At 67.3% G+C, this 21,388-nt stretch carries 24 protein-coding genes; 10 read left to right on the forward strand and 14 right to left on the reverse strand.

Annotated elements, in window-relative coordinates:
- Window positions 1-25: 25 nt before the first annotated feature.
- The 3 genes from lysW to NO978_RS08645 all read right to left on the reverse strand — a co-directional run bounded on the left by lysW (window position 26) and on the right by NO978_RS08645 (window position 3,180).
- Complete coding sequence (gene lysW / locus NO978_RS08635; RefSeq protein ID WP_089732366.1) at window positions 26-190, reverse strand: lysine biosynthesis protein LysW; 165 nt, start codon at window positions 188-190, stop codon at window positions 26-28.
- A 193-nt stretch (window positions 191-383) separates the two neighbouring features.
- Complete coding sequence (gene argH, locus NO978_RS08640) at window positions 384-1,937, reverse strand: argininosuccinate lyase (protein WP_369684128.1); 1,554 nt, start codon at window positions 1,935-1,937, stop codon at window positions 384-386.
- On the reverse strand, window positions 1,912-3,180 hold the full coding sequence (locus NO978_RS08645) for an argininosuccinate synthase (protein ID WP_257299175.1): 1,269 nt from the start codon (window positions 3,178-3,180) through the stop codon (window positions 1,912-1,914). The genes argH and NO978_RS08645 overlap by 26 nt, the downstream gene beginning before the upstream one ends.
- A gap of 311 nt (window positions 3,181-3,491) precedes the next feature.
- On the opposite strand from NO978_RS08645, the gene NO978_RS08650 reads away from it, so the two are divergent.
- From NO978_RS08650 to NO978_RS08660, 3 genes are all read left to right on the forward strand, one after another.
- Entirely contained in the window at window positions 3,492-3,695 is a 204-nt protein-coding gene (locus NO978_RS08650; RefSeq protein WP_257299176.1) for a hypothetical protein, read from the forward strand.
- 37 nt (window positions 3,696-3,732) lie between these two features.
- Window positions 3,733-4,233, forward strand: coding sequence for a 2'-5' RNA ligase family protein (locus tag NO978_RS08655; protein WP_257299177.1), 501 nt, complete (start codon window positions 3,733-3,735; stop codon window positions 4,231-4,233).
- A gap of 92 nt (window positions 4,234-4,325) precedes the next feature.
- Window positions 4,326-4,520: a cold-shock protein gene (locus NO978_RS08660; protein WP_089732371.1), complete on the forward strand. Its 195-nt coding sequence runs from the start codon at window positions 4,326-4,328 to the stop codon at window positions 4,518-4,520.
- A gap of 200 nt (window positions 4,521-4,720) precedes the next feature.
- Here NO978_RS08660 and NO978_RS08665 read toward each other — a convergent pair whose 3' ends face one another.
- Together NO978_RS08665 and NO978_RS08670 are read right to left on the reverse strand one after the other, a co-directional pair.
- Window positions 4,721-5,206 carry a hypothetical protein gene (locus NO978_RS08665; protein ID WP_257299178.1) on the reverse strand — a complete coding sequence of 162 codons (486 nt, stop codon included), beginning with the start codon at window positions 5,204-5,206 and terminating at the stop codon, window positions 4,721-4,723.
- A gap of 261 nt (window positions 5,207-5,467) precedes the next feature.
- Window positions 5,468-7,651: an ATP-dependent DNA helicase gene (locus NO978_RS08670; RefSeq protein WP_257299179.1), complete on the reverse strand. Its 2,184-nt coding sequence runs from the start codon at window positions 7,649-7,651 to the stop codon at window positions 5,468-5,470.
- Between the two features lie 281 nt (window positions 7,652-7,932).
- Between NO978_RS08670 and NO978_RS08675 the strand changes: the two genes are divergently transcribed.
- The gene (locus tag NO978_RS08675) at window positions 7,933-8,115 is read left to right on the forward strand and encodes a hypothetical protein (RefSeq protein ID WP_257299180.1); all 183 of its coding nucleotides are present in this window, start codon (window positions 7,933-7,935) and stop codon (window positions 8,113-8,115) included.
- Between the two features lies 1 nt (window position 8,116).
- On the opposite strand, the gene NO978_RS08680 is transcribed toward NO978_RS08675, so the two are convergent.
- Window positions 8,117-9,097: a cation diffusion facilitator family transporter gene (locus NO978_RS08680; protein WP_257299181.1), complete on the reverse strand. Its 981-nt coding sequence runs from the start codon at window positions 9,095-9,097 to the stop codon at window positions 8,117-8,119.
- A 74-nt stretch (window positions 9,098-9,171) separates the two neighbouring features.
- On the reverse strand, window positions 9,172-9,726 hold the full coding sequence (locus NO978_RS08685; protein ID WP_257299182.1) for a hypothetical protein: 555 nt from the start codon (window positions 9,724-9,726) through the stop codon (window positions 9,172-9,174).
- Window positions 9,727-9,806: 80 nt separating this feature from the next.
- Here NO978_RS08685 and NO978_RS08690 point away from each other — a divergent pair, with 80 nt between their 5' ends.
- A complete protein-coding gene (locus tag NO978_RS08690; RefSeq protein WP_257299183.1) occupies window positions 9,807-10,337 on the forward strand; it encodes a metallophosphoesterase in 531 nt (176 codons plus the stop codon).
- Window positions 10,338-10,518: 181 nt separating this feature from the next.
- Here the strand turns inward: NO978_RS08690 and NO978_RS08695 are convergent, their stop codons facing one another.
- Window positions 10,519-11,208 carry a helix-turn-helix domain-containing protein gene (locus tag NO978_RS08695; RefSeq protein WP_257299185.1) on the reverse strand — a complete coding sequence of 230 codons (690 nt, stop codon included), beginning with the start codon at window positions 11,206-11,208 and terminating at the stop codon, window positions 10,519-10,521.
- Window positions 11,209-11,432: 224 nt separating this feature from the next.
- On the opposite strand from NO978_RS08695, the gene NO978_RS08700 reads away from it, so the two are divergent.
- Window positions 11,433-11,597: a hypothetical protein gene (locus NO978_RS08700; protein WP_257299186.1), complete on the forward strand. Its 165-nt coding sequence runs from the start codon at window positions 11,433-11,435 to the stop codon at window positions 11,595-11,597.
- Here NO978_RS08700 and NO978_RS08705 read toward each other — a convergent pair.
- On the reverse strand, window positions 11,594-12,610 hold the full coding sequence (locus NO978_RS08705; protein ID WP_257299187.1) for a low specificity L-threonine aldolase: 1,017 nt from the start codon (window positions 12,608-12,610) through the stop codon (window positions 11,594-11,596). The genes NO978_RS08700 and NO978_RS08705 overlap by 4 nt on opposite strands.
- 130 nt (window positions 12,611-12,740) lie before the next feature.
- Here NO978_RS08705 and NO978_RS08710 point away from each other — a divergent pair, with 130 nt between their 5' ends.
- From NO978_RS08710 to NO978_RS08720, 3 genes are all read left to right on the forward strand, one after another.
- Complete coding sequence (locus NO978_RS08710; protein WP_257299188.1) at window positions 12,741-13,040, forward strand: hypothetical protein; 300 nt, start codon at window positions 12,741-12,743, stop codon at window positions 13,038-13,040.
- Window positions 13,041-13,079: 39 nt separating this feature from the next.
- Complete coding sequence (locus NO978_RS08715; protein WP_257299189.1) at window positions 13,080-13,994, forward strand: ketopantoate reductase family protein; 915 nt, start codon at window positions 13,080-13,082, stop codon at window positions 13,992-13,994.
- A gap of 142 nt (window positions 13,995-14,136) precedes the next feature.
- On the forward strand, window positions 14,137-14,427 hold the full coding sequence (locus NO978_RS08720; protein ID WP_257299190.1) for a hypothetical protein: 291 nt from the start codon (window positions 14,137-14,139) through the stop codon (window positions 14,425-14,427).
- Between the two features lie 46 nt (window positions 14,428-14,473).
- Here NO978_RS08720 and NO978_RS08725 read toward each other — a convergent pair whose 3' ends face one another.
- The 5 genes from NO978_RS08725 to NO978_RS08745 all read right to left on the reverse strand — a co-directional run bounded on the left by NO978_RS08725 (window position 14,474) and on the right by NO978_RS08745 (window position 19,138).
- Window positions 14,474-15,511, reverse strand: a complete 1,038-nt coding sequence (locus NO978_RS08725) for a lysylphosphatidylglycerol synthase transmembrane domain-containing protein (RefSeq protein WP_257299191.1) — start codon at window positions 15,509-15,511, stop codon at window positions 14,474-14,476.
- A gap of 1 nt (window position 15,512) precedes the next feature.
- A complete protein-coding gene (locus NO978_RS08730; protein WP_257299192.1) occupies window positions 15,513-17,015 on the reverse strand; it encodes a sulfatase-like hydrolase/transferase in 1,503 nt (500 codons plus the stop codon).
- Window positions 17,016-17,089: 74 nt separating this feature from the next.
- Window positions 17,090-17,461 (reverse strand): NifU family protein, encoded by a 372-nt coding sequence (locus tag NO978_RS08735; protein WP_257299193.1) that lies wholly within the window; start codon window positions 17,459-17,461, stop codon window positions 17,090-17,092.
- Between the two features lie 384 nt (window positions 17,462-17,845).
- On the reverse strand, window positions 17,846-18,163 hold the full coding sequence (locus NO978_RS08740) for a DUF5783 family protein (RefSeq protein ID WP_257299195.1): 318 nt from the start codon (window positions 18,161-18,163) through the stop codon (window positions 17,846-17,848).
- Window positions 18,164-18,241: 78 nt separating this feature from the next.
- On the reverse strand, window positions 18,242-19,138 hold the full coding sequence (locus NO978_RS08745) for a hypothetical protein (protein ID WP_257299196.1): 897 nt from the start codon (window positions 19,136-19,138) through the stop codon (window positions 18,242-18,244).
- Between the two features lie 339 nt (window positions 19,139-19,477).
- On the opposite strand from NO978_RS08745, the gene NO978_RS08750 reads away from it, so the two are divergent.
- Window positions 19,478-21,250 carry a VWA domain-containing protein gene (locus NO978_RS08750; RefSeq protein ID WP_257299197.1) on the forward strand — a complete coding sequence of 591 codons (1,773 nt, stop codon included), beginning with the start codon at window positions 19,478-19,480 and terminating at the stop codon, window positions 21,248-21,250.
- Window positions 21,251-21,388 lie beyond the last annotated feature (138 nt).

The following is a 21,388-nucleotide window of genomic DNA, read 5'->3' on the forward strand; positions in this document are numbered from 1 at the left end:
GAGTGCCTGTGCCAGCCCCGTCATCCTACTCACCCCAGTCCTCGGCCAGCTCGGGCGCCACGTCCAGTGTGACGGGGTCCGTGTCGATCACTTCGAGTTCGGCACCGCAGGTGGTACAGTCGACGATCTCTCCGGCTTCGAGGTCCTCGTGCAGGGACAGTGCTGCCCCGCATTCGACGCATTCTGTCATCACCTGTTGTTCGAGCCCGACATCACTTAAAGATTGCGAACATACCAAAAAAATTATAAAACTAGAGAAGCCTCTAAGTGCCTCAGACAACCAATGGCCAGCGAACTCGAACTATTATATCGAGTTCTAAATATTCCGTCCCCGTCGGGGGACTGGTGGGAGTGGTGGCCGTGGTGCCACCGCCGTATCGTGCCTAGACATAGTCGGTCACCGCTTCGGTGAGTTCGTCGTGGGAGGCGTCGATGCCCTCGGCGATGCCCTCGACGACCGCCTGGTCGCTGGTGAGGGAGCGTTCGGCCTCGTTCAGTGCGTCGACGACGGCGTCGGGTGCGGGGCCGCCGGCCGAGTCGCGCATCGTCACGCTGGCGGCCGGGTCAAGCGCCGTCTCGACCGCCTCGCGCTCGACGTACGCCGCGATGGACTCGCCGAGGATCTGCTCGGTCGCCTCGTCGATGATGGCGTAGTCGGGCTCGGTGTCCGTCGCGCTCGCCAGTTCGCCGGCCGTGGCGACGACCTCGTGGGCCGTGCGGAACGGCAGGCCGGCCATCGCGAGCAGGTCGGCGACGCCGGTCGCCGTCGAGAAGTTCGACCCGGCCTCGGCGGCCAGCGTCTCCTCGTTCCACGTCGCGGTGGCGACCCCACCCGCCGCGACCTCGGTCGCCTCGGTGACGGCGTCGACCGTCGCCCAGACGTGCGGCGTCGCGTTCTGCAGGTCGCGGTTGTACGCGCGGGGCAGCCCCTTCAGCGTCGTCAACAGTCCGGTCAGGCTTCCGGAAGCGTCGCCCGCGACCGAGCGGACGAGCTCGAACGTGTCCGGGTTCTTCTTCTGGGGCATGATGGAAGAGGTCGACGAGTAGTCGTCCGAGAGCTCCAGATAGCCCTGGTTCGCGAAGAGGATCACGTCCTCCGCGAGCCCCGACAGCGTGGTCGAGAGCGCGGCCAGCGCGGCCGCCGACTCCACGAGGAAGTCACGCGCGGCGACGGCGTCCGTCGCGTTCGTGATGACCTCGTCGAAGCCGAGCAGCTCGGCGGTGCGCTCGCGGTCGACATCGAAGGGCGTGCCGGCGAACGCGGCCGCGCCGAGCGGCGAACGGTTCACGCGCTCGAACGCGTCGAGCAGGCGCTCTGTGTCGCGCGCAAGTGCCGACTCGTAGGACAGCAGGTAGTGTCCCACCGTCGTCGGCTGGGCGTGCTGCAGGTGCGTGAAGCCGGGCATCGTCGTCTCGGCGTGTGCTTCGGCGGCCTCGAACAGCACGGCGCGCAGGTCACAGACCGCTACCGCCGCGTCGAGGAGGTCCTCGCGCAGGCGGTAGCGGATGCACGTCGCCACCTCGTCGTTGCGCGAACGAGCGGTGTGCATCTTCCCGCCGTCGGGGCCGACCTGCTCGACGACCGCCGTCTCGATGGCCTCGTGGACGTCCTCGCCGTCGGGGAGCGCCGCGTGCCCCTCGACCTCGACGACGTTCAGCGCGGTGAGTATCTTCGATGCGGTGTCGTCGTCGATGACGTCCTGTTCGGCGAGCATGACGACGTGCGCGCGGTCGACGGCCACGTCGGCCGCGAAGATGCGCTCGTCGTCGGCGAGCGACGAGAGGAAGCCACGGGCCGGGCCGCCGCTGAAGCGGTCGCCGCGGACCGCGGTCCCGTCGCTCCCGCCGAGGCTGTCGGCGTCGTCGCCGTCGAGGGGGAACTCGCCGTCGTCGCCGCCGAAGCCGGACATCTCAGTCGTCCGCTGTGAGTTCGACATCGGTCTCGTCCTCGTCTGTGCTACCCGCGTTGGCGAGGCGGGCCTGGAAGCCGTGGTACTTGGCGACACCCGTCGCGTCCGCCTGTGCGATGCCGTCGACGGTCTCCGTGTCGAACGATGCCGCCGACTCGGAGTAGACCGCGTGTTCGCTCTCGCGGCCGACCGGGCGGACCGTCCCGCCCTGAAGCTTCACCGTGACCGTCCCGGTCACTTTCTCCTGGCTCGCCGCGACGTAGGCGTTCAGCGACTTCATGATGGGTGCGTGGATGAGCCCCTCGTAGGCCTTCTTCGCCCACTGCTGTTCGACCTGGGGCTTGAACTCGCGCTCGTCGGCCGTGAACACGAGCTGTTCGAGCGCCTCGTGGGCCGTGAGGAGCACCGTCGCGGCCGGGTGCTCGTAGTTCTCGCGCACCTTCAGGCCGAGCATGCGGTCCTCCATCATGTCCGTGCGGCCGACGCCGTACGCGCCGGCGTACTCGTTGAGGAACTCGATGAGTTCGACCGCGCCGAGCGCGCCACCCTCGCCGTCAGCGGTGGTCGCGGAGACGGGGTAGCCCTGCTCGAACTCGATGGTGATGGTCGTCGTCTCGCCCGTGGGCGCGTCGGTCCAGTCGTAGATGTCCTCCGGCGGCTGGTAGCTCGGGTCCTCGAGGTTCTTCCCCTCGACCGAGCGGCTCCAGAGGTTCGTGTCGACCGACCAGTCGCCCTCGTTGCCGCCCTCGACGGGCAGGCCCTTCTCGGCGGCGTACTCCTGCTCCCACTCGCGGGTGAGCCCGAGTTCGCGCACCGGCGCGATGACCTCGAGGTCGGAGTCGCGCCAGACCGCCTCGAAGCGGAGCTGGTCGTTGCCCTTGCCCGTGCAGCCGTGGGCGATGCCGGTACAGCCCTGCTCGATGGCGACCTCGAGGATGGCTTCCGCGATGACCGGGCGGGCCATCGCGGTCCCGAGCGGGTAGCCCTGGTACGTCGCGTTCGCGGTCACGGAGTCGAGGCAGAGCTCGGCGAACTCGTCCTTCGCGTCGACCACGTAGAGCTCCAGCCCGAGCGCCTCGGCGGTCTCCTCGGCCTCGTCGAACTCGGCCGCCGGTTGGCCGACGTCGACGGTGACGCCGATGACCTCGTCGTAGCCGTACTCCTCCTCGAGCAGCGGGACACAGACCGTCGTGTCCAGGCCGCCGGAGAACGCGAGTGCTACTTTGCCGCCCGATTCTTGTGTGCTGCCGTCCGATGTCGTGTGTGTCATTGAATGTCGTGGAAACTGGCGGACTGACGTCCGCCGGAGTTAGTTGCAAACTGTGCCCAGCGCTGGGGATGAATGAGTGTGGCCCTAACGGGCCGGTCGTGGTCGCGGTCGTCGGACGGCAACACCGCTCGCCGAAGAAGTGCGAGCGCGGGGGTCGCGGTGTTGCTTCATCGTACTCACTGTTACAACGAGGCCGGTATTAAAGCCTTGCGGGCAGGCAACGCTTGCACGTCAGGCGATTGCGCGGCTCGTGCGAACACCCCCCACGGATTGGGCCCCGTTTTATCATCACCCGCGCTGAACGACCGTCTATGTTCGATGGACTCGACCACAGAGCCGACATCGAGGCCGAATCGCTCCTGCTGATCGTCCTCGGGCTCGTCGTGGTCTGGATCGCACTGGAGGTCGTCAGCGAGCTGCTCGGCCTGCTCGGCTGGCTGCTCGGGCCGTTCAAGCCGGTGCTCGGGCTGGCCATCGTCGTCATCATCGTCCTGTGGCTGACCGACCGGCTCTGACCGCCAGCCTCTTCTCTCGCGACGCTCGAGTACGACCGTGTTCAGCCTGAACGTCCCGGTCCCCGGCTCTGTCTCGCGGCTCGCCAACGAGCTCCAGCCGGCGCTGTTCGGCTTCGAGCGCGTCCGCGACGAGCACACCCTGCTGGCAAAGCGCATCGGCGACCCGGACAACTTCGACGCCCGTACGCACGAAGTCCGCCTCGCCCTCCGCGGGCAGCCCGCCTTCGAGGTGCAGGTGACCGGCGTCGACTACTTCGCACAGCCCGCCGTCGGCACCGCACCGGTCGTCTACCTCACCGTCGAGAGTCCCGGCCTGCGCGCCCTCCACGACTCGCTGGTCGACGAGTTCGGCGCCATCGACGGGCTGGAGGGCGCAGACTACACGCCACACGTCACGCTCGCCCGCGACGGCGACGTGGCGAGCGCCGAGCGCGCCGCGGAGCACGACGTGGAGCCCGTGACGTGGACCGTCACCGAACTGGAGTTCTTCGACGCGCAGTACCGGGAGGTCGCCGGGCGGGTCTCGTTGCCGGCGTGAGGCGTTCGCGGACCGTGTGAACGCCCACGCCCCGTCGTGGTACCACGTCTCTCGGAAGTGTTATCCCTCGTCCGAGTGAATGTTTTGTTGTAATGGCAAACGGTAAGGTTGACTTCTTCAACGACACAGGCGGCTACGGTTTCATCGAGACTGAGGATGCGGACGAGGACGTTTTCTTCCACATGGAGGACGTTGGCGGACCGGACCTCGAAGAGGGACAGGAGATCGAATTCGACATCGAGGACGCCCCCAAGGGCCCCCGCGCGACGAACGTCGTCCGTAACTAACTACGAGATTCGTCCGTCGCCTCACGCGACCGGTCGATAATTTCGTTCTACCACTCTCACACTCCCGAGCGGCTGCTCTAGGCGTCGGCAAAGTCGATTCCGGCTCCATGGGCGGTCGACGAGCTGTGCTTCGGCGCGTAGAACCGGGCGGTCACGAGCCAGGCGCCGTTGCCGACGTAGTCATCGCGTCCGGAACCGTGTCACGAGTGCACCGAGAACCTGGCAGCGACTCCGTAGTCCGTTTCGTAGTCGTTCTCGACCTCCTGCTCCGACGTGACGCCCCAGTACACGAATCGATACTCCCCACTCCTGAGCGGCGCACAGACGTGGTACGTCGGCGAGTGGCGAACTGCATCCGACGCACCGTCCTGCGTGAACGTGAGTTCCCACCGGAACCCCTCCCCGGGGTCGTGTCTCACGCCCTCGTCCGACCACCCCGCGAACACCTCCTCCCGTCCGAAGATGGTCCGCCACCGGTCCGAGTCACGGTACTGGATGTCGAACTTGCCTCTGTTCCCGGAGCTGTTGGTCTCGCCCGAGACGTTCTCCAGCGTCGCGAGGAGCGTCTCCCCCACCGAGATCGGTTGGTCCTCGATTCGAAGGATGTACCCGGCGAGTCGTCCGTAGCTCTCTACGACCCAGTACGGGTCGATGGACCGGTAGCCGTCTCGGCAGGACTCGGCCACGCCAGCACTCCCGTCAGGTACCGGCGTAGCCGTTCCAATCTCTGTGGTCGCTGGCGTCTCGTCGGCTGTTTCGGTCCGCGTAGTTGTCTGCCGTCTCGTCGTTCTCTCCGAGCCGTCCTGGGTGTCACTGGTCCCGAGACACCCTGCGGTAGCGCCGGGGAGCGTAGCGGTCATCGTGAGTAGTTTCCGGCGGGTCGGAGGACACATATCACAGTAACAGTCCCGGTTATGACAAATTATCTTTGTCAACCAACCGATTTCTTACGGCTGCGGCGGCTCCCCGTCGTAGCCGTCCATGTCCTGGTAGAAGTTCAGCATGGCGAACTTCAGCTTCTCCGGACTGAGGTCGAGCATCTCGTCGCGCTCCTCGGGCGGGAACGTGTCGCGGACGCTGTACTTGCCCATCTCGCCCTTGCTCTTGGCGGTGTAGCGCTCGTCGAGCAGGATGCGCACCCCGAAGTCCTCGGGCGAGCGGATGACCCGGCCGATGGCCTGTCTGGTCTTCCTGACGGTGGGAATCTCGACGGCGTAGCGCCAGCCGGCCTCGCGCTCGCCTTTCCGGCCGAACGCCTCGCCGTAGGCTTCCTGTACGGCCTCGGCGCGGTCGTCGAGGTGCGGGTACGGCACGCCGAGCACGACCACGGTGCGGGCGTCGTCACCGTCGAAGCTCACGCCTTCCGAGAGGGTTCCCCAGAGCGACGTGAAGAGCACGCCGTTCTCGTCGTCGGTGAACCGCTGGCGGAGGTCCTCGGCGCGGACCCCGGGCTCGTCGAGGTACACCGTGGCGTCGGTCTCGCCGCGGAGACGCGTCGCGTAGCGCTCGGCCTCGGCGTAGTTCGGCGTGAACACGAGGGTGTTACCCGGAGTGAACTCGACCGCGTCGGCGAGCGTCGAGCCGACGGTCTCCTGCACCTCGGCGTCGTTGCGGGCGCTGGCGAACAGCGCGGGCGTGGAGACGGCGTAGGTGCGCCGGCGCTCCGGCGGGAACTGGAGGCCGAACGCCATCGTCACCGGCTCAGTCAGCCCGAGCACGTCGTTGGTGACGTTGAACGGACGGAGGGTCGCGCTCATCAGCACCGTCGCGTGGACCTCCTCGAACAGGTCCCGCGTCACGTCCTGCGGGATGCAGTTGTACACCTCGGCTCGCCCGTACACCTCGTCGGTGCTCTGGTCGCGACGGACCGAGGCGACCGGGTACAGCCCCTCGTCGGTGCCCTCGCGCATCCACGCACCGACGAAGGCCGCCGCCTGAAGCGTCTGGCACTCCTGACGGGTCGTCGCCTCGCCGTTCTTGTACGCCTCCTCGTAGGCGTCGTCGAGGTCCGAGCCGAGCGTCACCGCCGCCTCGAGGTCGGTCTTGTAGCCCGGGCCGCTGTACAGCTGGAGGAACGTGAGCGTGAGGTCGTCGCGCCGGTCCTCGTTGGCGACGGTCACGTCGACCCAGTCGTCGCCGACGCGTTCGCGCTCGCCGAAGCCGAACGAGTCCTCGTACGTCTCCACGAGCGCGTTCCGGAACGGCCGGAGGACGTTCTCCGCGCGCTCGGCGCGGCTGTCGTCGCTCTCCGCCAGCTCCTCGAGCGCCGCGTCGAGCGTCTGCTCGGTCAGCGTGCGGGTCGCGTGGTCCCGGGCGGCACCCTCGACATTGTGCGCCTCGTCGAACACCGTGATGACGTCCTCCGGCTCGCGCCCCAGCCAGCGGAAGAACTGCTCGCGGATGTTCGGGTCGAGCAGGTGATGGTAGTTGCAGACGACGAGGTCGACGCCCTCCATCGACTCCTTCAGTAGCTCGTAGCCGCACATCGTCCGCTCGTGGGCGTAGTCGTACACGTCGTCCGGCGTGCGCACGTCGTCGAACAGCCACGACCGGAACCCCTCGACGTCGCCGGTGAGGTTGTTCCGGTAGTGGTCGCAGACGTTCTTCTCCTCCGAGATGGCGGTGGCGCGCTCCTCGACGGTCTCGAGCTCGTCCACGACCGCCTGCCGGGCCTCTGCGGCGTCGGCCTCGCCCGTCTGGGCCTGTGCCAGGAGTTCGCGCTCGCGCTCGCGCAGTTCCGCGGCCTCGCGTCGCGTGTCGACCAGTTCGCGGGTGTTGTCCCGCAGCACCTGACACTCCTCGTAGCCCACGTCGATGTGGCACATCGAGGCCTTTCCGCGGAAGACGACCGCGCGGATGGGTTCCTGTCTGGTGATGGCACGGGCCTCCGCGACGAACTGGCGCATCTGCTGGTGGACGTCGGTCGTGATGACGACCGTCTTGTCCGCCTCGCGGGCGTACTCCAGCGCCGGGACCAGCGCGGAGAGCGTCTTCCCCGTCCCACAGGCCCCCTCGAACAGCACGTCCTGGCCGCGCTCCAGGGACGTGTGGATACGCGTCATCGCGCTGTCCTGGTTGGCGTATGGCGTGTCGTACGGGAAGAACCGCATGTACGCGTCGGTGTCGGCCACACCCGCCTTTGGCCGGCTTCGGATAAAATGGTTCGTGACTGCCGACCGTAGGACGGAACCGGCCATCTCGCCGCGCGGAGGGTTACGTACGTCGTAAACTTCGGGGCAGGCGAACCGCTTCGATGCGGGCCCACCTTCTCCGACGCTTCTGGGATGGTCGCGGTGCCCGCCGAGTCCGTCTCCGCCGAGCAGTTCGAGCGAGTCGCAGCCCAGGCCTCCAGCCGAGCACGTCCGGCTGTCACTCCCACAGAGCTAAGAGTCATCGAGACATATGGTACCACATGCCAGTGCCCGGCTACGACCTCGACGATCTGGACGAATCACTCCGGGAACGCCTCGCACAGCGGGCCCTGCAGGAGATGCTCGACGACGACGAACTCGCTCGGCTGGAGGCCGGTGAGGGCCTGACCGACGTGCTAGAACCGGAGGAGATCAGTCGACTGCTCGAGACCGAGGCGAGCTGAGCTACGCCGCCGCCGCGTCGGTGCCCGAACCGTCGTCGAGCTCCGACTCCGGCTCGATGTACACCGTCTTCACCGCGCTGTCGCGTGCCTTCAGCTCCGTCTCAATGGCGCCGATGGCGTCGTCGATCTCGGCGGTGTCGAGGCCAGCCTCGAACGAGACGTCGGCGGTGACGACGAGCCGACCGGGGCCGAAGTACACCGTCCGGAAGTCGTTGACCGAGATGACGCCGTCACCGTCCCTGATGACGCCCCGAAGCTCGGACTCCTCGTCCTCGGGCATGGACTCGCCGAGCAGGAGCCGCTTGTTCTCCCACGCCAGCGCGACGGCGAAGAACATGAGCAACAGCCCGATGAGCAGCGCCGAGACGGCGTCGTAGATGGGGTCTCCGGTGGACCGCGTGAGGAAGACGCCGAACAGCGCGATGCCGGCACCGCCCATCGCGATGGTGTCCTCGGTGAACGCCGTCAGCGTCGTCACGTCGCTGGTCTTGCGGAACGCCTCGCGGTAGCCCGACCAGCCGTGCTGCTCCATCTGCAGCTTCAGCGCCTTGTTCGCCTTCCAGAGCGCCCACGCCTCGAAGATGATGGCACCGATGAGCACGGCGTAGTTGACCCAGACTCCCGGGAACGTAAAGCCCAGCACAGTCGGGTCCTGCATCTCCGGCATGTGGGGGTGCATGATGGCGTTGTAGCCGTGCTTCGCGGACTCCCAGCCCGCGATACCGAACAGCAGCACACTGACAAGGAAGGAGTAGAAGAACTGTGCCTTCCCGTAGCCAAAGGGATGACTACGGCTCGCCTCCTTGTCGGAGTAGCGGATACCGACCAGCAGGAACACCTGGTTCCCGGTGTCGGAGACCGAGTGATACGTCTCGGACAGCATCGCCGGGCTCATCGTCAGGAGATAGCCGACGAACTTCAGTATCGCAATCGCCGCGTTGGCGATGAGTGCGGCGATGACGACTGACTTGCTCGATGCCATTGTCTACTCGACTGACATGCAGGCAAAAAACCGTTCCGGAGCGGCTTCGACCGTCGCGCGGGCGGCGGCGCGTTTCAGGGGCCGGCGTACGTCCAGGTGGAGCCGTCGTCGGAGGGGCCGTCGACGCCGGGGAGCCGGCCGAGCCGCGGACGGACGAACGCCCACCACGCATCGGCCGTGTCGTAGCCCGCCTTGTGGCCCGGGTACACCTCGCGCCTGAACGCCCGGTCGCTGGTCCGTCCCTCCTCGGCGAGGAACTCCCAGGCCCGTTCGAGCGCGTCGCGCCGCCAGTCCTGCATCATCTCGCTCACGCCCGGTACGTCGAGCTCGGCGATGGTGCGCTCTACCGCCGCGCGACGGGCCGTCTCGGGGTCGATGCTGCCGCCCGGATGGACGTCCGGGGAGAGGTAGTACGCCGTGAGCGCGTCGTCGCCGTCCACCAGCTCGGCCGCTTCGAGCTCGCCCGCTTCGACGAGCGCCGACAGCGTCGCGGCGGTGTGGTCACGGCCAACGTCGATCTCCTCGGCGACCCCCTCCGCCGTTCGCGGGCCGAGCGAGTCGAACGTCGCGAGGACGACTGCGCGGGGTGGTGCGTCTTCCGCCTCGGGACGCTCGCGCTCCTGTGCCATGTCCCACCGTTGCGGCGGTGGCACCAAAGTGGTTTCTGTCGAACGAAACACACGTCACCCCGGGGCACCTACCACTGCGCATGCTCGTCGTCTGCTCCGACACGCACTCACACACCGGGCACGCCCTGACCGGCCGGACTCGCGAGGCGGTCGCAGCCGCCGGTCTCGTCGTCCACGCAGGCGATTTCGTCTCGCCGGACGCCCTCGACGCCTTCTACGAGGTGGCTCCCGAGCTCCGCGCGGTCCACGGCAACGCCGACGACCCAGCCGTCACCGAGCGGCTCCCGACCGCCCGCGTCGTCGAGTACGCTGGCGTCCGCATCGCGGTGACACACCGACAGAGCGGCGGGCCGACCGGCCTGCGGATGTTCGGCCGGGAGAAGGATGCGGACCTCGTCGTCTCCGGCCACACGCACCGGCCGACCGTCGTCGAGACCGACGAACTGACCATGTTGAATCCCGGGAGTCACGCCCAGCCGCGGGGGAACCAGCCCGGCCACGCCGAACTCGAACGGACCGACGACCGCCTCTCGGGCCGCATCGTCCGGCCCGACGGCACGCTCATCGAGGAGTTCTCGGTGAGGGCGACGGGTCGCGACACGCGGGAGTAAGCGTCTGGCAGCGGGTGTCTGACACGTGGGATGAAGGGAGCGGGGTGCCACAGCGACGGTCGCGGGTCGACGTGCCCCGGGGCGCGTGTCATGACAGGTGGAGGGCCGAAGCCCCGGGGTACACGTCTACCGACGACGTACGTATCAAAAGACCTACTGATAGCACAAAGCAGCGTTTCACCTACCGGTTCGCCGTGTACCAGTAGGCGAAGCCGGCGGCGAGGATGAGCGTCCCACCGAGCATGAACGCCAGTCCCGGAGAGACCGACGAGCCGGCTGAATCGACCGCGACGCGTGTCGCCGCCGTCGTCGTCTCGACCGCCGTGGTCGCCGTCTCGTTCGGGTTGTTCGCGACTGTCTCGGTGGACGGTGGGGGGAGCGGCTCCCCGCTCGGGGGAGTGCCGCCGCCGAAGTCGAAGAACGAGCCGAGTCCGCCACCGAACGTCTGCTGGACGAGCAACGACCCCACCGCGAGCAGCCCGAACGCACCTAGCAGTCGGGAGATGGCCGCCTTCAGTCCCGTCGACTGTTCCGAGCCGCCGGCGAAGACCACGAGCGGCTGGTCGGCTGGCGCGTACACCTTCATCTCCCTGCCCTTCGCGGAGTACGCCGTATCCACCACCTCGATGATGTCGGCGTCCTCCAGTTTCTCCAGATGGTACTGCGTGTTCTGGAGGGAGGTGTCGACCGCGTCGGCGAGCTGGGAGGGCGTCGCGGGTTCGTCGTGGAGCGCGGTCAACACCTCACGCGCCGTCGACGAGGAGAGTGCCCCGATGAGGTCGTCGGCGTCGTCGCTGTCGAGGCCGATGACGCGAGGCTCCGCGTCGTCGGCAGCCGACGTGTCCGGAGAGGAGGGCAACAGATCCGCCATACCGTAGGGATGGGTATCGTCGAACATGAACGTTTGTATATCTTCGATAACTATTTGTCTTTCCAGAATCGCAAGACAGCGGCGCTATTGGTACCCCTTACCACACCGCTACCAGCAGTGATTTCCGCGGGAAAGGATAACGAGACGCTAGACCAGCTCGCCCCCGATCAGTTCCCACGGGAAACGTCGAAACGCATTTGTCTCGAGCCGCGAAACGAAGACCCATGCAGACACCCGTCCCCGCACAGGTCGACGGCTTCTTCGAGGACCCGTTCACGCTGTTCGTCGTCGTCGTGCTACTCGCGCTCATCTTCTTCTTCTACTTGCTGTTCCGGCGCACCATGCTCGGCTTCAAGGAAGGCATGGACGAGGGCTCGGGGAAGAACTAGAGCACCGACTCGACCCGCTCCACCGCCGCCGCGACCGCCGCCTCGTCCACGTCCCAGTGCGTGCAGAACCGGACGACGTACTCGCCGAAGGCCGAACCCAGCACGTCCTCGTCCGCGCAGCGCTCGAGGAACGCCTCCGCGGTCAGTCCGCTCTCCGTCGTGTCCACGAGCACGATGTTCGTGTCCGGCTCGACCGCCGACAGCCCCGCAATCTCGTCCAGCCCGGCCGCCAGCGTCCGCGCGTTCTCGTGGTCTTCGGCCAGCCGCTCGACGTTGGCGAGGGCCTGTAGCCCCGGCCCGGCGATGATGCCCGCCTGCCGCATCCCGCCGCCGAACAGCTTGCGGTTCCGGCGTGCACGCTCGATGAACTCGGCCGGGCCCGCGAGGATGGAACCGACCGGCGCACCAAGCCCCTTCGAGAGACAGAACATCACGGAGTCGACGTGCTCGGTGATGTCGCTTGCCGGGACGCCCAGCGACACCGCCGCGTTGAACAGCCGCGCGCCGTCGAGATGTACCGGCACGTCGAGGTCGTGGGCCGCCTCGGCCGCCGCCGCGATCTCGTCGGGCGTGATGGCCACCCCCCCCTTCGAGTTGTGCGAGTTCTCCAGCGTCAACAGGCCCGTACCGGGGCGGTGCAGGTCCTCCGCGACGTAGCCCTCGTGCACCTGCTCGGGCGTCGGCACGCCGCGCTCGCCTCCGTCGAACGTCCGCACCTGCAGTGAGGAGAGCTGGGCCATCCCGCCGAGCTCCCACTTCACGACGTGACTCTCCCGCCCCGAGAGCACCTCCTGCCCGCGGTCGGTGTGGGTGCGCACCGCGACCTGATTGCCCATCGTCCCTGTCGGGACGAACAGCGCGTCCTCCATGCCCACGAGTTCCGCGGCCTCACTCTCGAGCTCGTTCACCGTCGGGTCCTCCTCGTACACGTCGTCACCGACCGGTGCTGACGCGGCCGCCTCGCGCATGGCGTCGTCCGGCTTCGTGACCGTGTCGCTGCGTAGGTCGATCATCGTGTGTGAGTGTGTGGGGACCGGGTGCAAATAGCTCGTGGTCCGAGCGCGTGAGCTGTCCGTGTCCGCCCACCCGACCATGGTAGGTGTTGACATATCACTTAAGATTCTGGCCGCCGTCGTTCCACACATGAGCCAGCAAGACGAGCAGCCACGCATCAGCTTCGGCATGAGCATCTACAGCGAGGACGGAACCAAACTCGGCCACGTCCGTGGGTTCGACGAGCACGGCTTCTACGTGACCGCCGAAGACGGCATCGAGGGGCTGAGCATCGGGCATCACCGCAGCGGCCACGAGTTCGGCGAAGGCGAGCTGATGTGGCGCTGCTGGGAGTGCGGCGAGATGGGCACACTCGACACCGATATCCCCGACGAGTGCCCGGGCTGTGGGACCGAGAAGGAGGACATCTACTACTGGACCGAAGACTGACCGGCACGCTTTTTCTCCGTCGGCCACCCACGTCGAGCCATGCGAATCGTCGTCTACGGCGCGGGCAGCCTCGGCAGCCTCCTCGGCGGGCTGCTCCAGGCGGACGGGCACGACGTGACCCTCGTCGGCCGGGACCCCCACGTCGCAACCGTCCAGTCGTCGGGCCTCCGGGTCGAGACACGGGAGAGCACCGAGACGGTCCACCCCAACGCGACGACCGACGGGACCGGCCTCGATGCCGACCTCGCGCTCGTGACGGTGAAGGCGTTCGACACCGAAACCGCCGCGGCCGACCTCGCCACCGGCAGCTTCGACGCAGTCTGCTCGCTCCAGAACGGGCTGGGCAACGAGTCGACCCTCGCCGCCCACGTCGACTGCCCCGTCTACGCCGGCACCGCCACCTACGGGGCCATCCTCCACGAACCCGGCCGCGTCGAGTGCACGGGCGTCGGCGAGGTCGTCGTCGGCTTCCACGAGGGCGGGACCGGACCCGCGGACGACCTGCTCGAACGCGCGCTCGTCGGCGGCGGCCTCGTCGCCGCGGTGGTCGACGACATGCCCCGCCGGCTCTGGAAGAAGCTCGCGGTCAACGCCGGCATCAACACCGTCACCGCGCTGACCCGGAGCGAGAACGGCGCGCTGCTGGACGGCACGGCGAACGGGCTCGCGCGCGATGCGGCCCGCGAGACCGCCCGCGTCGCCCGCGGCCACGACGTGCGCCTGTCGAACCGCGAGGCCGTCGCCGCGGTCGAGGACGTCGCCGAGGCGACCGCCGCGAACACCTCCTCCATGCTGCAGGACGTCGAATCGGGCCGCCACACCGAGGTCGACGCCATCACCGGCTACGTCGTCGACCGCGCCGGCGAGGTTCGGGACGCCGACGTCGACGTGCCGGTCTGTGCGACGACGGCGCGGTTGCTGAGGGCGTGGGAGGAAGCGCGAGGACTCCGGTGAGGGTGGCCGTCGAGATTGGGTTCCTCAGGCACTTCGATTCCTGAAACGGCTGTTAGGTAGAGATACGAGTCTAACGGAGGGGTCTACGCGGATAGGGAAGACAGTCATAATGAATTTACCAACAGAGTGTGCACGTGGTGATATGGCAGTTGCATCCGTCGCGCGGTACACGGGAAGCGCGCTCGACCTGACCATCGGCGTTGGGCTGCTTGGTATCGCCGCCTTGCACGCCGCTGCGGGCGTTCCTATCGCTATTCTCCCAGCGATTGGCGGTATCGGGCTACTCGGGGCAGGAGTAGCACTCGCACCAATAGGTCGGCGGCGGGTGCGTCAACACGCAACTGCCCGTGACGACGTGATGATCTTCGTCGGGACACTCGTCGTTGCGGCCATCACGCTCGTCGGCTTCTTCGTGCTCGGAACGAGCTTCTAACTGACGCTCGGTGGTGTGTTAGACCCACGATCTGCACTGACCAGTTTCAGACCCTCGCCGTCACCCACAGCGCTGCGATTCCACCGACCACCAGCGCGAACACGAAGCTCTCGACGCGGTAGAGCGTCGTCACCGCAAAGGCCGTATCGGCGGGGAGCTGCCCGATTTCGACGAGCAGGCCAGTCAATGCCCCCTCCACGGCCCCCAGCCCGCCGGGCGTCGGCACCATGCCGGCGACCGTGCTCGCGGGGACGATGAAGAACACGAGCAGGAGCTGCATCGACGCGTCGACCGCCTGGAGCGCGGCGACCATCGGCAGCGTGAAGAAGAGCCAGCCGACGTAGGAGTAGCCGAGCGCTCGGGCGAGCTCCCGGGGTTCGGCGGCGATGGTCTCGATAGAGCCGTAGAACCGCTCGATGCGCTCGCGGGTTCCGTCGACGCTCACCCGGCTCGTGACGCGAGCGACCGGCCGGACGAGCCAGACGACGAGCGCCTCGACCGCACCGCGGTGCCGCCAGCCGAACCAGACCACGAGCGGGATGCTCACCGCGAGCAGCCCCAGTACGAGCACGAGATTGCCGACCGTCTCGGTGTCTCCGAGCGAGGTCTGGACGACCAGATAGGCGGTGCCGACCGCCGCGAAGTTGAAAAAGGGGAGCAGGTTCAGCAGGTCCGCGGTGACGACGCTCGCGAGACTCTGCTCGTAGTCCGCCTCGGTGTCGCGGGCGAGCACGTAGGCGATGAACGGCTCGCCACCGGCCTGCCCGAACGGGGTGACGTAGTTCGCGAACGTCGCCGCGAAGTAGGTGACGACGAGCTTCCGGTACGGCACCTCGACGCCGCCGACGGCGAGGACGATCTGCCACGCCCGCCCCCACGCCGCCAGACAGCAGAACGTCGAGAGACAGCCCGCGGCGACCCAGGCGGGGTCAGCCCTCGCGAGCTGGTCGAGCGTGCGCTCCCAGCCGACTGCGGTCCCGAGGAGGTAGACGAGCAGCAGCGAGATACCGAACCCGAGCCCCATCTTCGCGAGCGTCCTGCGAGCGAACAGGTCCCCGAACGCCCCACCAGATGTCCCGCTCACGCTACTCCATGTACCCGAGGTCCTGTAGTCGTTCCTTCGCGGTGTCACTCATCTCGTCGAACTCGCCGTCGCCGTCGTCGCTCGACCAGTCGCCGTCCCACTCGTCGGCGACGCGCTCCTCGAACGCGGCGAGGGCGGCCTCGACCTCGCGCTCGACCGGGTCGTCCTCGCCGCGGCGGTCGTCGGCCTCGTCGGGGTCCTCGTCGAGCCGGTAGAACTCGTCGGGGATGCGCTCGTTGCGGATGTACTTGCCGTCCGTCCGGCGGGCCGCGCGCATCCGGGAGTAGAACCGGGACTCCTCGTCGAGCGTGATGCCGGCGTCCGCGGCCTTCCCTTCCAGCTGTTTGAGCTCGACGACTGGTCGGGAGTACTCGACGAAGGCGTACTCGCCCTGCTCGCGGTGTCCGTGGGAGTCGTCCAGCAGCGACCGAGCAGGGTCGAGGTCGACGCCGTCGTCGGCGGCCGTCTCCACGCCCGCGTGGTCGAGAACGGTGTGATAGAGGTCGAGCAGCTCGAACTGTCGGTCGTAGCGGCCCGGATCGAGGTCGGAGTGCTTGACCATGCAGGGGACGTTCACCAGCGGGTCGTAGATGCCGAACTCGTGGCCGTAGAGGCCGTGCTCGCCGAACAGCTCGCCGTGGTCCGCACAGACGACGACGAGCGTGTCCTCCCAGTGGCCCTCGGCCTTGAGCCAGTCGAACAGCCGCGTGAGCTCGGCGTCGATGTGGTGTATCTCGGCGTCGTACAGCCCGCGGATGTCGTCCCACTCGTCGGCGTCGATGTCGCGGGCCCCGGAGTTGTACTCCTTCGAGTTCTGGCAGACCGTCGCCGAGTCCACACCGGGGGCGAACTCCTCGCGATGCTCGTCCGGTGGGTGGTACGGCAGGTGGGCGTCCATCAGGTTGACGAACTGGAACCAGTGCTCGCCGTCGGCCTCGGCCTCCGCGATGAACTCCTGCGTGCGGTCGATGACCTGTGGCGTCTTCGAGTCCGCGCCCTCGCTCGAGGCGGTGTACTCGTGGATCTTGTTGCCGACCGAGACCATCCAGTCGGCGACCCGTCGCAGGGTCGGGCTGTCGTTCATCGCCTTCCAGGCGCGGGCGATGGGCCCGGAGAGGAACTCGCCGGGCATCACCTCGAAGAAGTTGTCCTGGTCGTCGAAGCCGTCGGTGAGGTGGGTGTACGGCGTGATCCACGCGTTCGAGGAGTAACACGCCGTGCGATGCGTCGAAGCGAGCGTCTCCGCGAGCGTCGTCGCCCCTTCCAGATACGGGTTCTCCTGGCTCGCCCCGTGCTGGCTCGGGTACAGCCCGGTGAACAGCGAGGCGTGCACCGGGAGCGTCCACGGTGCCTGCGCGACGGCACCCTCGTACACTGCAGCCTCCGACGCGAACGCCTCCAGACCCGGCGTCGTCGGGCGGTCGTACCCGTAGACGGACAGGTGGTCCTTCCTGACCGTGTCCATCACCACGAAGAGGACGTTCCGCCCGTCTGTAGGGTTCATACTCGGCTTCGGGGGGACGAAGGATTAAGAACTGTTGTTTTGCCCGGAGCGAACGCCGGTTCGACGGCGGTGACTCAGAACGGGGCCTGCGGCCCTTCGTCCGTCTCGCTGCCGTCGTCGCCGTCCTCGACGGTCTCGCCGGGGAACGAGGGTGACATGCCGCCACCGCCGCCGCCGCCACCACCGTCCATGCCGGTGTCGGCGTGGACCTGCTCAATCTCGGGGATCTCCTTGACCATGCGGCTCTTGATGGCCTGGATGGTCATCGGGGAGATACCACAGCCGGAGCAGGCACCACCGAGGAGGATGGTGACCTCGCCCGTCTCGCGGTTGAGGTCCTGAATGGCCGCACTGCCGCCGTGCATCTGAATCTGCGGGAAGTTCCGACGGAGGAAGTTGGTGACGCGCTCCTCCAGGTCGTCGCCGCCCTGTGTCTCGGTGCTCATACCGCGAGCTTCGGGACGGGCGTCCCTAAACTTTGCGCACCACGTATTCGCCCGGCGATGACGGGCGTTCCCCTCGATTCACCCGCGGCCGCGATGTCACGAACGTTTATTCGACGCGGTATCGTCTCTCGGCCAGAGATGAACGTACTCGAAGTGATACTGGAGGCGATCGATGGGTTCCGAGACGGCGGTGCGACGGAAGCCATCTCGGAAGGTGTCGAGGAGGCCGCAGAGCAGGAGACCGGCCGCGAACTCTGACTCGTTGCGCGACACCGGCCATCGGTGAGCGGCCGCCGGCATCGTGTCGTGCGGCCAAGATACCGGGAACGACCCGTCGAACTGGAGAACACGCCGACGGGAGAGCTCGCCGGGGGGTGAGCCCGACTACAGCCCGAAGACCCGCCGGAGCTCGCTCCGGATCTCCTCGCGGTACCGCTCCATCACCGCGTCGAACTTCTCCTCGTCGACGACCACGGCCGTGAGTCGGTCGTACGCGTCGTCGGGGAGCTCGACGGTGAACCCCTCGTCCTCGTCGTAGAACGGCTCGGACTCGTTGAGCACCTGCTGGTCGATGCCGTGGACGAGCTGCGAGTCGAACTCGTCGTTCATCGTCTCGAACGCGTTCTTGTAGGCGCGCTGGAGCTTCGGGAAGTAGTCGACGTACTTCTCCGCCTCGAAGCGGTCCGGGTCGAACTCGGTCATGCGTGGACGAAGGGACAGGGCAGTCAAAAGTGGGGCGTTTCCGAGGTCCGGGAGTCGGCCGTGCTCAGGACGCCGCCGTCAGCGCCGGTTCCGCTCGACCACGGCGAGTGACCCGTCGACGACCAGTTCGAGCTCGTCGTCGGCCAGCGAGACCGTGAGCGAGAGGCGGAGCGGCTCCTCGGACAGCAGTGCGACCGACCGGTCGGTCGCGGCGAAGGGAATCTCCCACGAGGGCGTCCGCACGACGTCGAGACCCCGTTCGAGGCAGAACGAGACGACCGCCGGGTCGTAGAGCAGTGCCTCGCCGAGCGAGAGGTAGAACTGGTCGCCGCAGTTCTCACAGAGGCGGTAGACCCTGACGACTGCGGTCTCGTCGTCGTCGAACGGTATCTCCGGCGACCGCCTGATCTCCGTCCCGACCGCTGCACCGCAGGTCGGACAGTCGCCGTTCGCGAACGCGAACCGTTTCTGCCGGCAGTGGCCCACGAACCGCTCGACTGCGTCGTCTCCGTCGGCGTTCAGGACTGCCGGTGGGACGCCGAGTATCTCGTACAGGTGCTCGCAGTCCCGACACTCGACCCTCGCGACTCCGTCCTCGAAGGTCGCCTGAAGCGTCCCGTCGCAGTAGTAACAGTCGACGTCGAGGTCGTGGGTCGATGCCGGCCCGGCCCTGTCGAACGTGCCGGCCCGGAGCGCCTGATAGACGAGACGGCCCTCCACGCGCATCCGGTAGCCGTCCTCGGTCTTCTCGACGAACGTCCCGAGCAGGCGCTGCAGGTGGTAGTTGAACTGGCTACTCGGGATGTCGAGGTCGGCCCGGGCCCGCAGTTCCGAGAACGACACGGTGGGTCGGACCCCCGCCTCGACGCGGGCGTCCCCGAGCGTCTCGACGATCGCCGCGCGCTGCTCGTTCCCGAGCAGCTCGAACGGGTCCGTCTGTGTGTCGTCCGTCGACGGTCGGCTCTCGTCTTCCATGGGTCCAAGCGGGCGCGTCTCTCACCTCGTACCTACTACGACCGTTCCGGGAGGAACGACAAAAAATCATCCCGTGGCCGCGTGTGGAGCCGCGGGGTGGAGCCGCGGGGTGGAGCCGCCGAATCGCTCCAGTGCAACCGAGTACCTCGGCTCTCGCTGCCGACCGGCGGAACCGCCGTGCGGCGCTGGGAGCCGTTTTCGTATAGTGATATCTGATTTATCTCCAATGAGCCGACGAACAGCCGGCAGACACAGAAACTCGTCTCAGGCAGCGAACTGGCTGAAATCGAGCTTTCACCTTGGAATCGCGTTATGTGTGTCGCGAAAAAAGAGGGCCGTATGTCCCCACGAAAGCGACGCTCGTTCCTCGCGCTGGCGACGGCGACGGCCGCGTCGCTGGCCGGCTGTAGCACCAGTTCGACGCCCGGGAACGACCCCACAGCGGACGTGCCCACCGACCTCCCGACGACGGCACCACCGGGCAGCCTCGTCGACGACTGGCAGTTCGACCCGGCCGACATCGGCCAGGGTGGCGGCTCTGGTTCGAAGGGCGGCAGCGGCGGCGGGAATGTCACCTACACCGCGCAGACCTCCGCCGGCAACGCCGTGGGCCTCGCCGCCGGCGGCGCGAAAGACGTGAACAACTTCCGCCAGAACGTCGAGGACGGATTCCTCCCGCTTCCCAGCGACATGCCCTACGAGGGGCTCTTCTACGACTACTACTTCGACACCGGGAGCGCTGGCGACTGCGACTCGCTGTTCTGCCCGCGCTACGCGCCCGCCATCTCGGCCGACCCGCTATCGGGCGAGACCGAGCGCTACCTCTCGGTCGGCCTGAACTCCGGACTCGATGCCGCCGACTTCGAGCGGAAACGCCTCAACTTCGTCGTCGTGCTCGACGTCTCCGGCTCGATGGGGTCGCCGTTCGACGAGTACCACTACGACCAGAACGGCGGCGAGGAGACGGACGACACCCGCCCGAAGATCGAGGTTGCCCGCGACGCGCTCGCCTCGCTGACCGAGCAGCTCCGCCCGGGCGACCGCTTCGGTGTCGTCCTGTACAACAACCAGGCGACGGTCGCGAAGCCGCTGAACCCCGTCGAAACGACCGACATGGACGCCATCCGCGGCCACATCGAGGCCGACATCGACGCCGGCGGCGGCACGAACCTCTCGGCTGGACTGGACGAGGCCAGTGCCCTGTTCGACGACGTCGCAGACGCCGACCCCGACGTCTACGAGAACCGCATCGCCGTGCTCACGGACGCGATGCCGAACCTCGGCGACACCAGCGAGAACGGTCTCGAGAGCCGCCTCGAGACCGAGGCAGGGCGTGGTGTCCACTCGACGTTCGTCGGCGTCGGCGTCGACTTCAACACCGAGATCATCGACGCCATCACGAGCGTACGCGGCGCGAACCACTACTCGGTCCACTCCGCCGACGAGTTCGAACAGCGGCTCACCGACGGCTTCGAGTACATGGTCACGCCGCTCGTGTTCGACCTCTCGCTGGAACTAGACGCCACCGGCTACGAGATAGAGACGGTGTACGGCTCCTCTGCGGCCGAGGAGTCCACCGGCGAGGTCATGCACGTCAACACCCTGTTCGCCTCGGACCGCGAGGATGGGGAGACGAGAGGCGGGGTCGTGCTCGCGAAACTCCGACAGACCGGTGAGAGCGGTTCTCTGCAGCTACGAGCGAGCTGGGAGGACAGAGCGGGAGAGACGAGCGAGACGACCGCGACGGCCACCTTCCCCGACGGCGGCCCGGAGCAGTTCGCGGACACGGGCGTCCGGAAGGCGGTCCTGCTGACCCGCTACGCCGACCTCTGCCGCAACTGGGCGGTCGCTATGCGCGAGGACGACGGCGACCCGCCCGATGACGGCATCACCCCCGTCGACTACGACGACCTCGGACGCTGGGAGCGGCAGTCGACCGACCTGACCGTCTCGGCCGAGTACGCCGAGCGCTTCGAGTCGTTCGCCGACTACTTCGAGTCCGAGATGGCCGAAATCGGCGACGACAGCCTTTCGCGAGAGCTCGCAGTGCTCGAGCAGCTGGCCGACGCCGGCGTGACGACCCGGCGGTTCGGCCGGCTGCTGGAACGGTGAGAGTGTGACTGATGCCCGTTTTTGAGGCCTGTTTCGACTGTTTACGACCGTTCTGCTGATTTCTGGGCGACGAGTCCGCCCCTCGCGCTGCACCCCCCGGTAAATGGCATGTTACGATATAGAATACGTTACCGGTGG

This window comes from Haloarchaeobius sp. FL176 (genome assembly GCF_024609245.1).
GTDB lineage: Archaea > Halobacteriota > Halobacteria > Halobacteriales > Natrialbaceae > Haloarchaeobius.

Coding starts and splice junctions, on each gene's coding strand:
- lysW (WP_089732366.1), bottom strand. CDS start 190: ATGACAGAATGCGTCGAATGCGGGGCAGCACTGTCCCTGCACGAGGAC.
- argH (WP_369684128.1), bottom strand. CDS start 1,937: ATGTCGAACTCACAGCGGACGACTGAGATGTCCGGCTTCGGCGGCGAC.
- NO978_RS08645 (WP_257299175.1), bottom strand. CDS start 3,180: ATGACACACACGACATCGGACGGCAGCACACAAGAATCGGGCGGCAAA.
- NO978_RS08650 (WP_257299176.1), top strand. CDS start 3,492: ATGTTCGATGGACTCGACCACAGAGCCGACATCGAGGCCGAATCGCTC.
- NO978_RS08660 (WP_089732371.1), top strand. CDS start 4,326: ATGGCAAACGGTAAGGTTGACTTCTTCAACGACACAGGCGGCTACGGT.
- NO978_RS08675 (WP_257299180.1), top strand. CDS start 7,933: ATGCCAGTGCCCGGCTACGACCTCGACGATCTGGACGAATCACTCCGG.
- NO978_RS08680 (WP_257299181.1), bottom strand. CDS start 9,097: ATGGCATCGAGCAAGTCAGTCGTCATCGCCGCACTCATCGCCAACGCG.
- NO978_RS08685 (WP_257299182.1), bottom strand. CDS start 9,726: ATGGCACAGGAGCGCGAGCGTCCCGAGGCGGAAGACGCACCACCCCGC.
- NO978_RS08690 (WP_257299183.1), top strand. CDS start 9,807: ATGCTCGTCGTCTGCTCCGACACGCACTCACACACCGGGCACGCCCTG.
- NO978_RS08695 (WP_257299185.1), bottom strand. CDS start 11,208: ATGGCGGATCTGTTGCCCTCCTCTCCGGACACGTCGGCTGCCGACGAC.
- NO978_RS08700 (WP_257299186.1), top strand. CDS start 11,433: ATGCAGACACCCGTCCCCGCACAGGTCGACGGCTTCTTCGAGGACCCG.
- NO978_RS08705 (WP_257299187.1), bottom strand. CDS start 12,610: ATGATCGACCTACGCAGCGACACGGTCACGAAGCCGGACGACGCCATG.
- NO978_RS08710 (WP_257299188.1), top strand. CDS start 12,741: ATGAGCCAGCAAGACGAGCAGCCACGCATCAGCTTCGGCATGAGCATC.
- NO978_RS08715 (WP_257299189.1), top strand. CDS start 13,080: ATGCGAATCGTCGTCTACGGCGCGGGCAGCCTCGGCAGCCTCCTCGGC.
- NO978_RS08720 (WP_257299190.1), top strand. CDS start 14,137: ATGGCAGTTGCATCCGTCGCGCGGTACACGGGAAGCGCGCTCGACCTG.
- NO978_RS08730 (WP_257299192.1), bottom strand. CDS start 17,015: ATGAACCCTACAGACGGGCGGAACGTCCTCTTCGTGGTGATGGACACG.
- NO978_RS08735 (WP_257299193.1), bottom strand. CDS start 17,461: ATGAGCACCGAGACACAGGGCGGCGACGACCTGGAGGAGCGCGTCACC.
- NO978_RS08740 (WP_257299195.1), bottom strand. CDS start 18,163: ATGACCGAGTTCGACCCGGACCGCTTCGAGGCGGAGAAGTACGTCGAC.
- NO978_RS08745 (WP_257299196.1), bottom strand. CDS start 19,138: ATGGAAGACGAGAGCCGACCGTCGACGGACGACACACAGACGGACCCG.
- NO978_RS08750 (WP_257299197.1), top strand. CDS start 19,478: ATGTCCCCACGAAAGCGACGCTCGTTCCTCGCGCTGGCGACGGCGACG.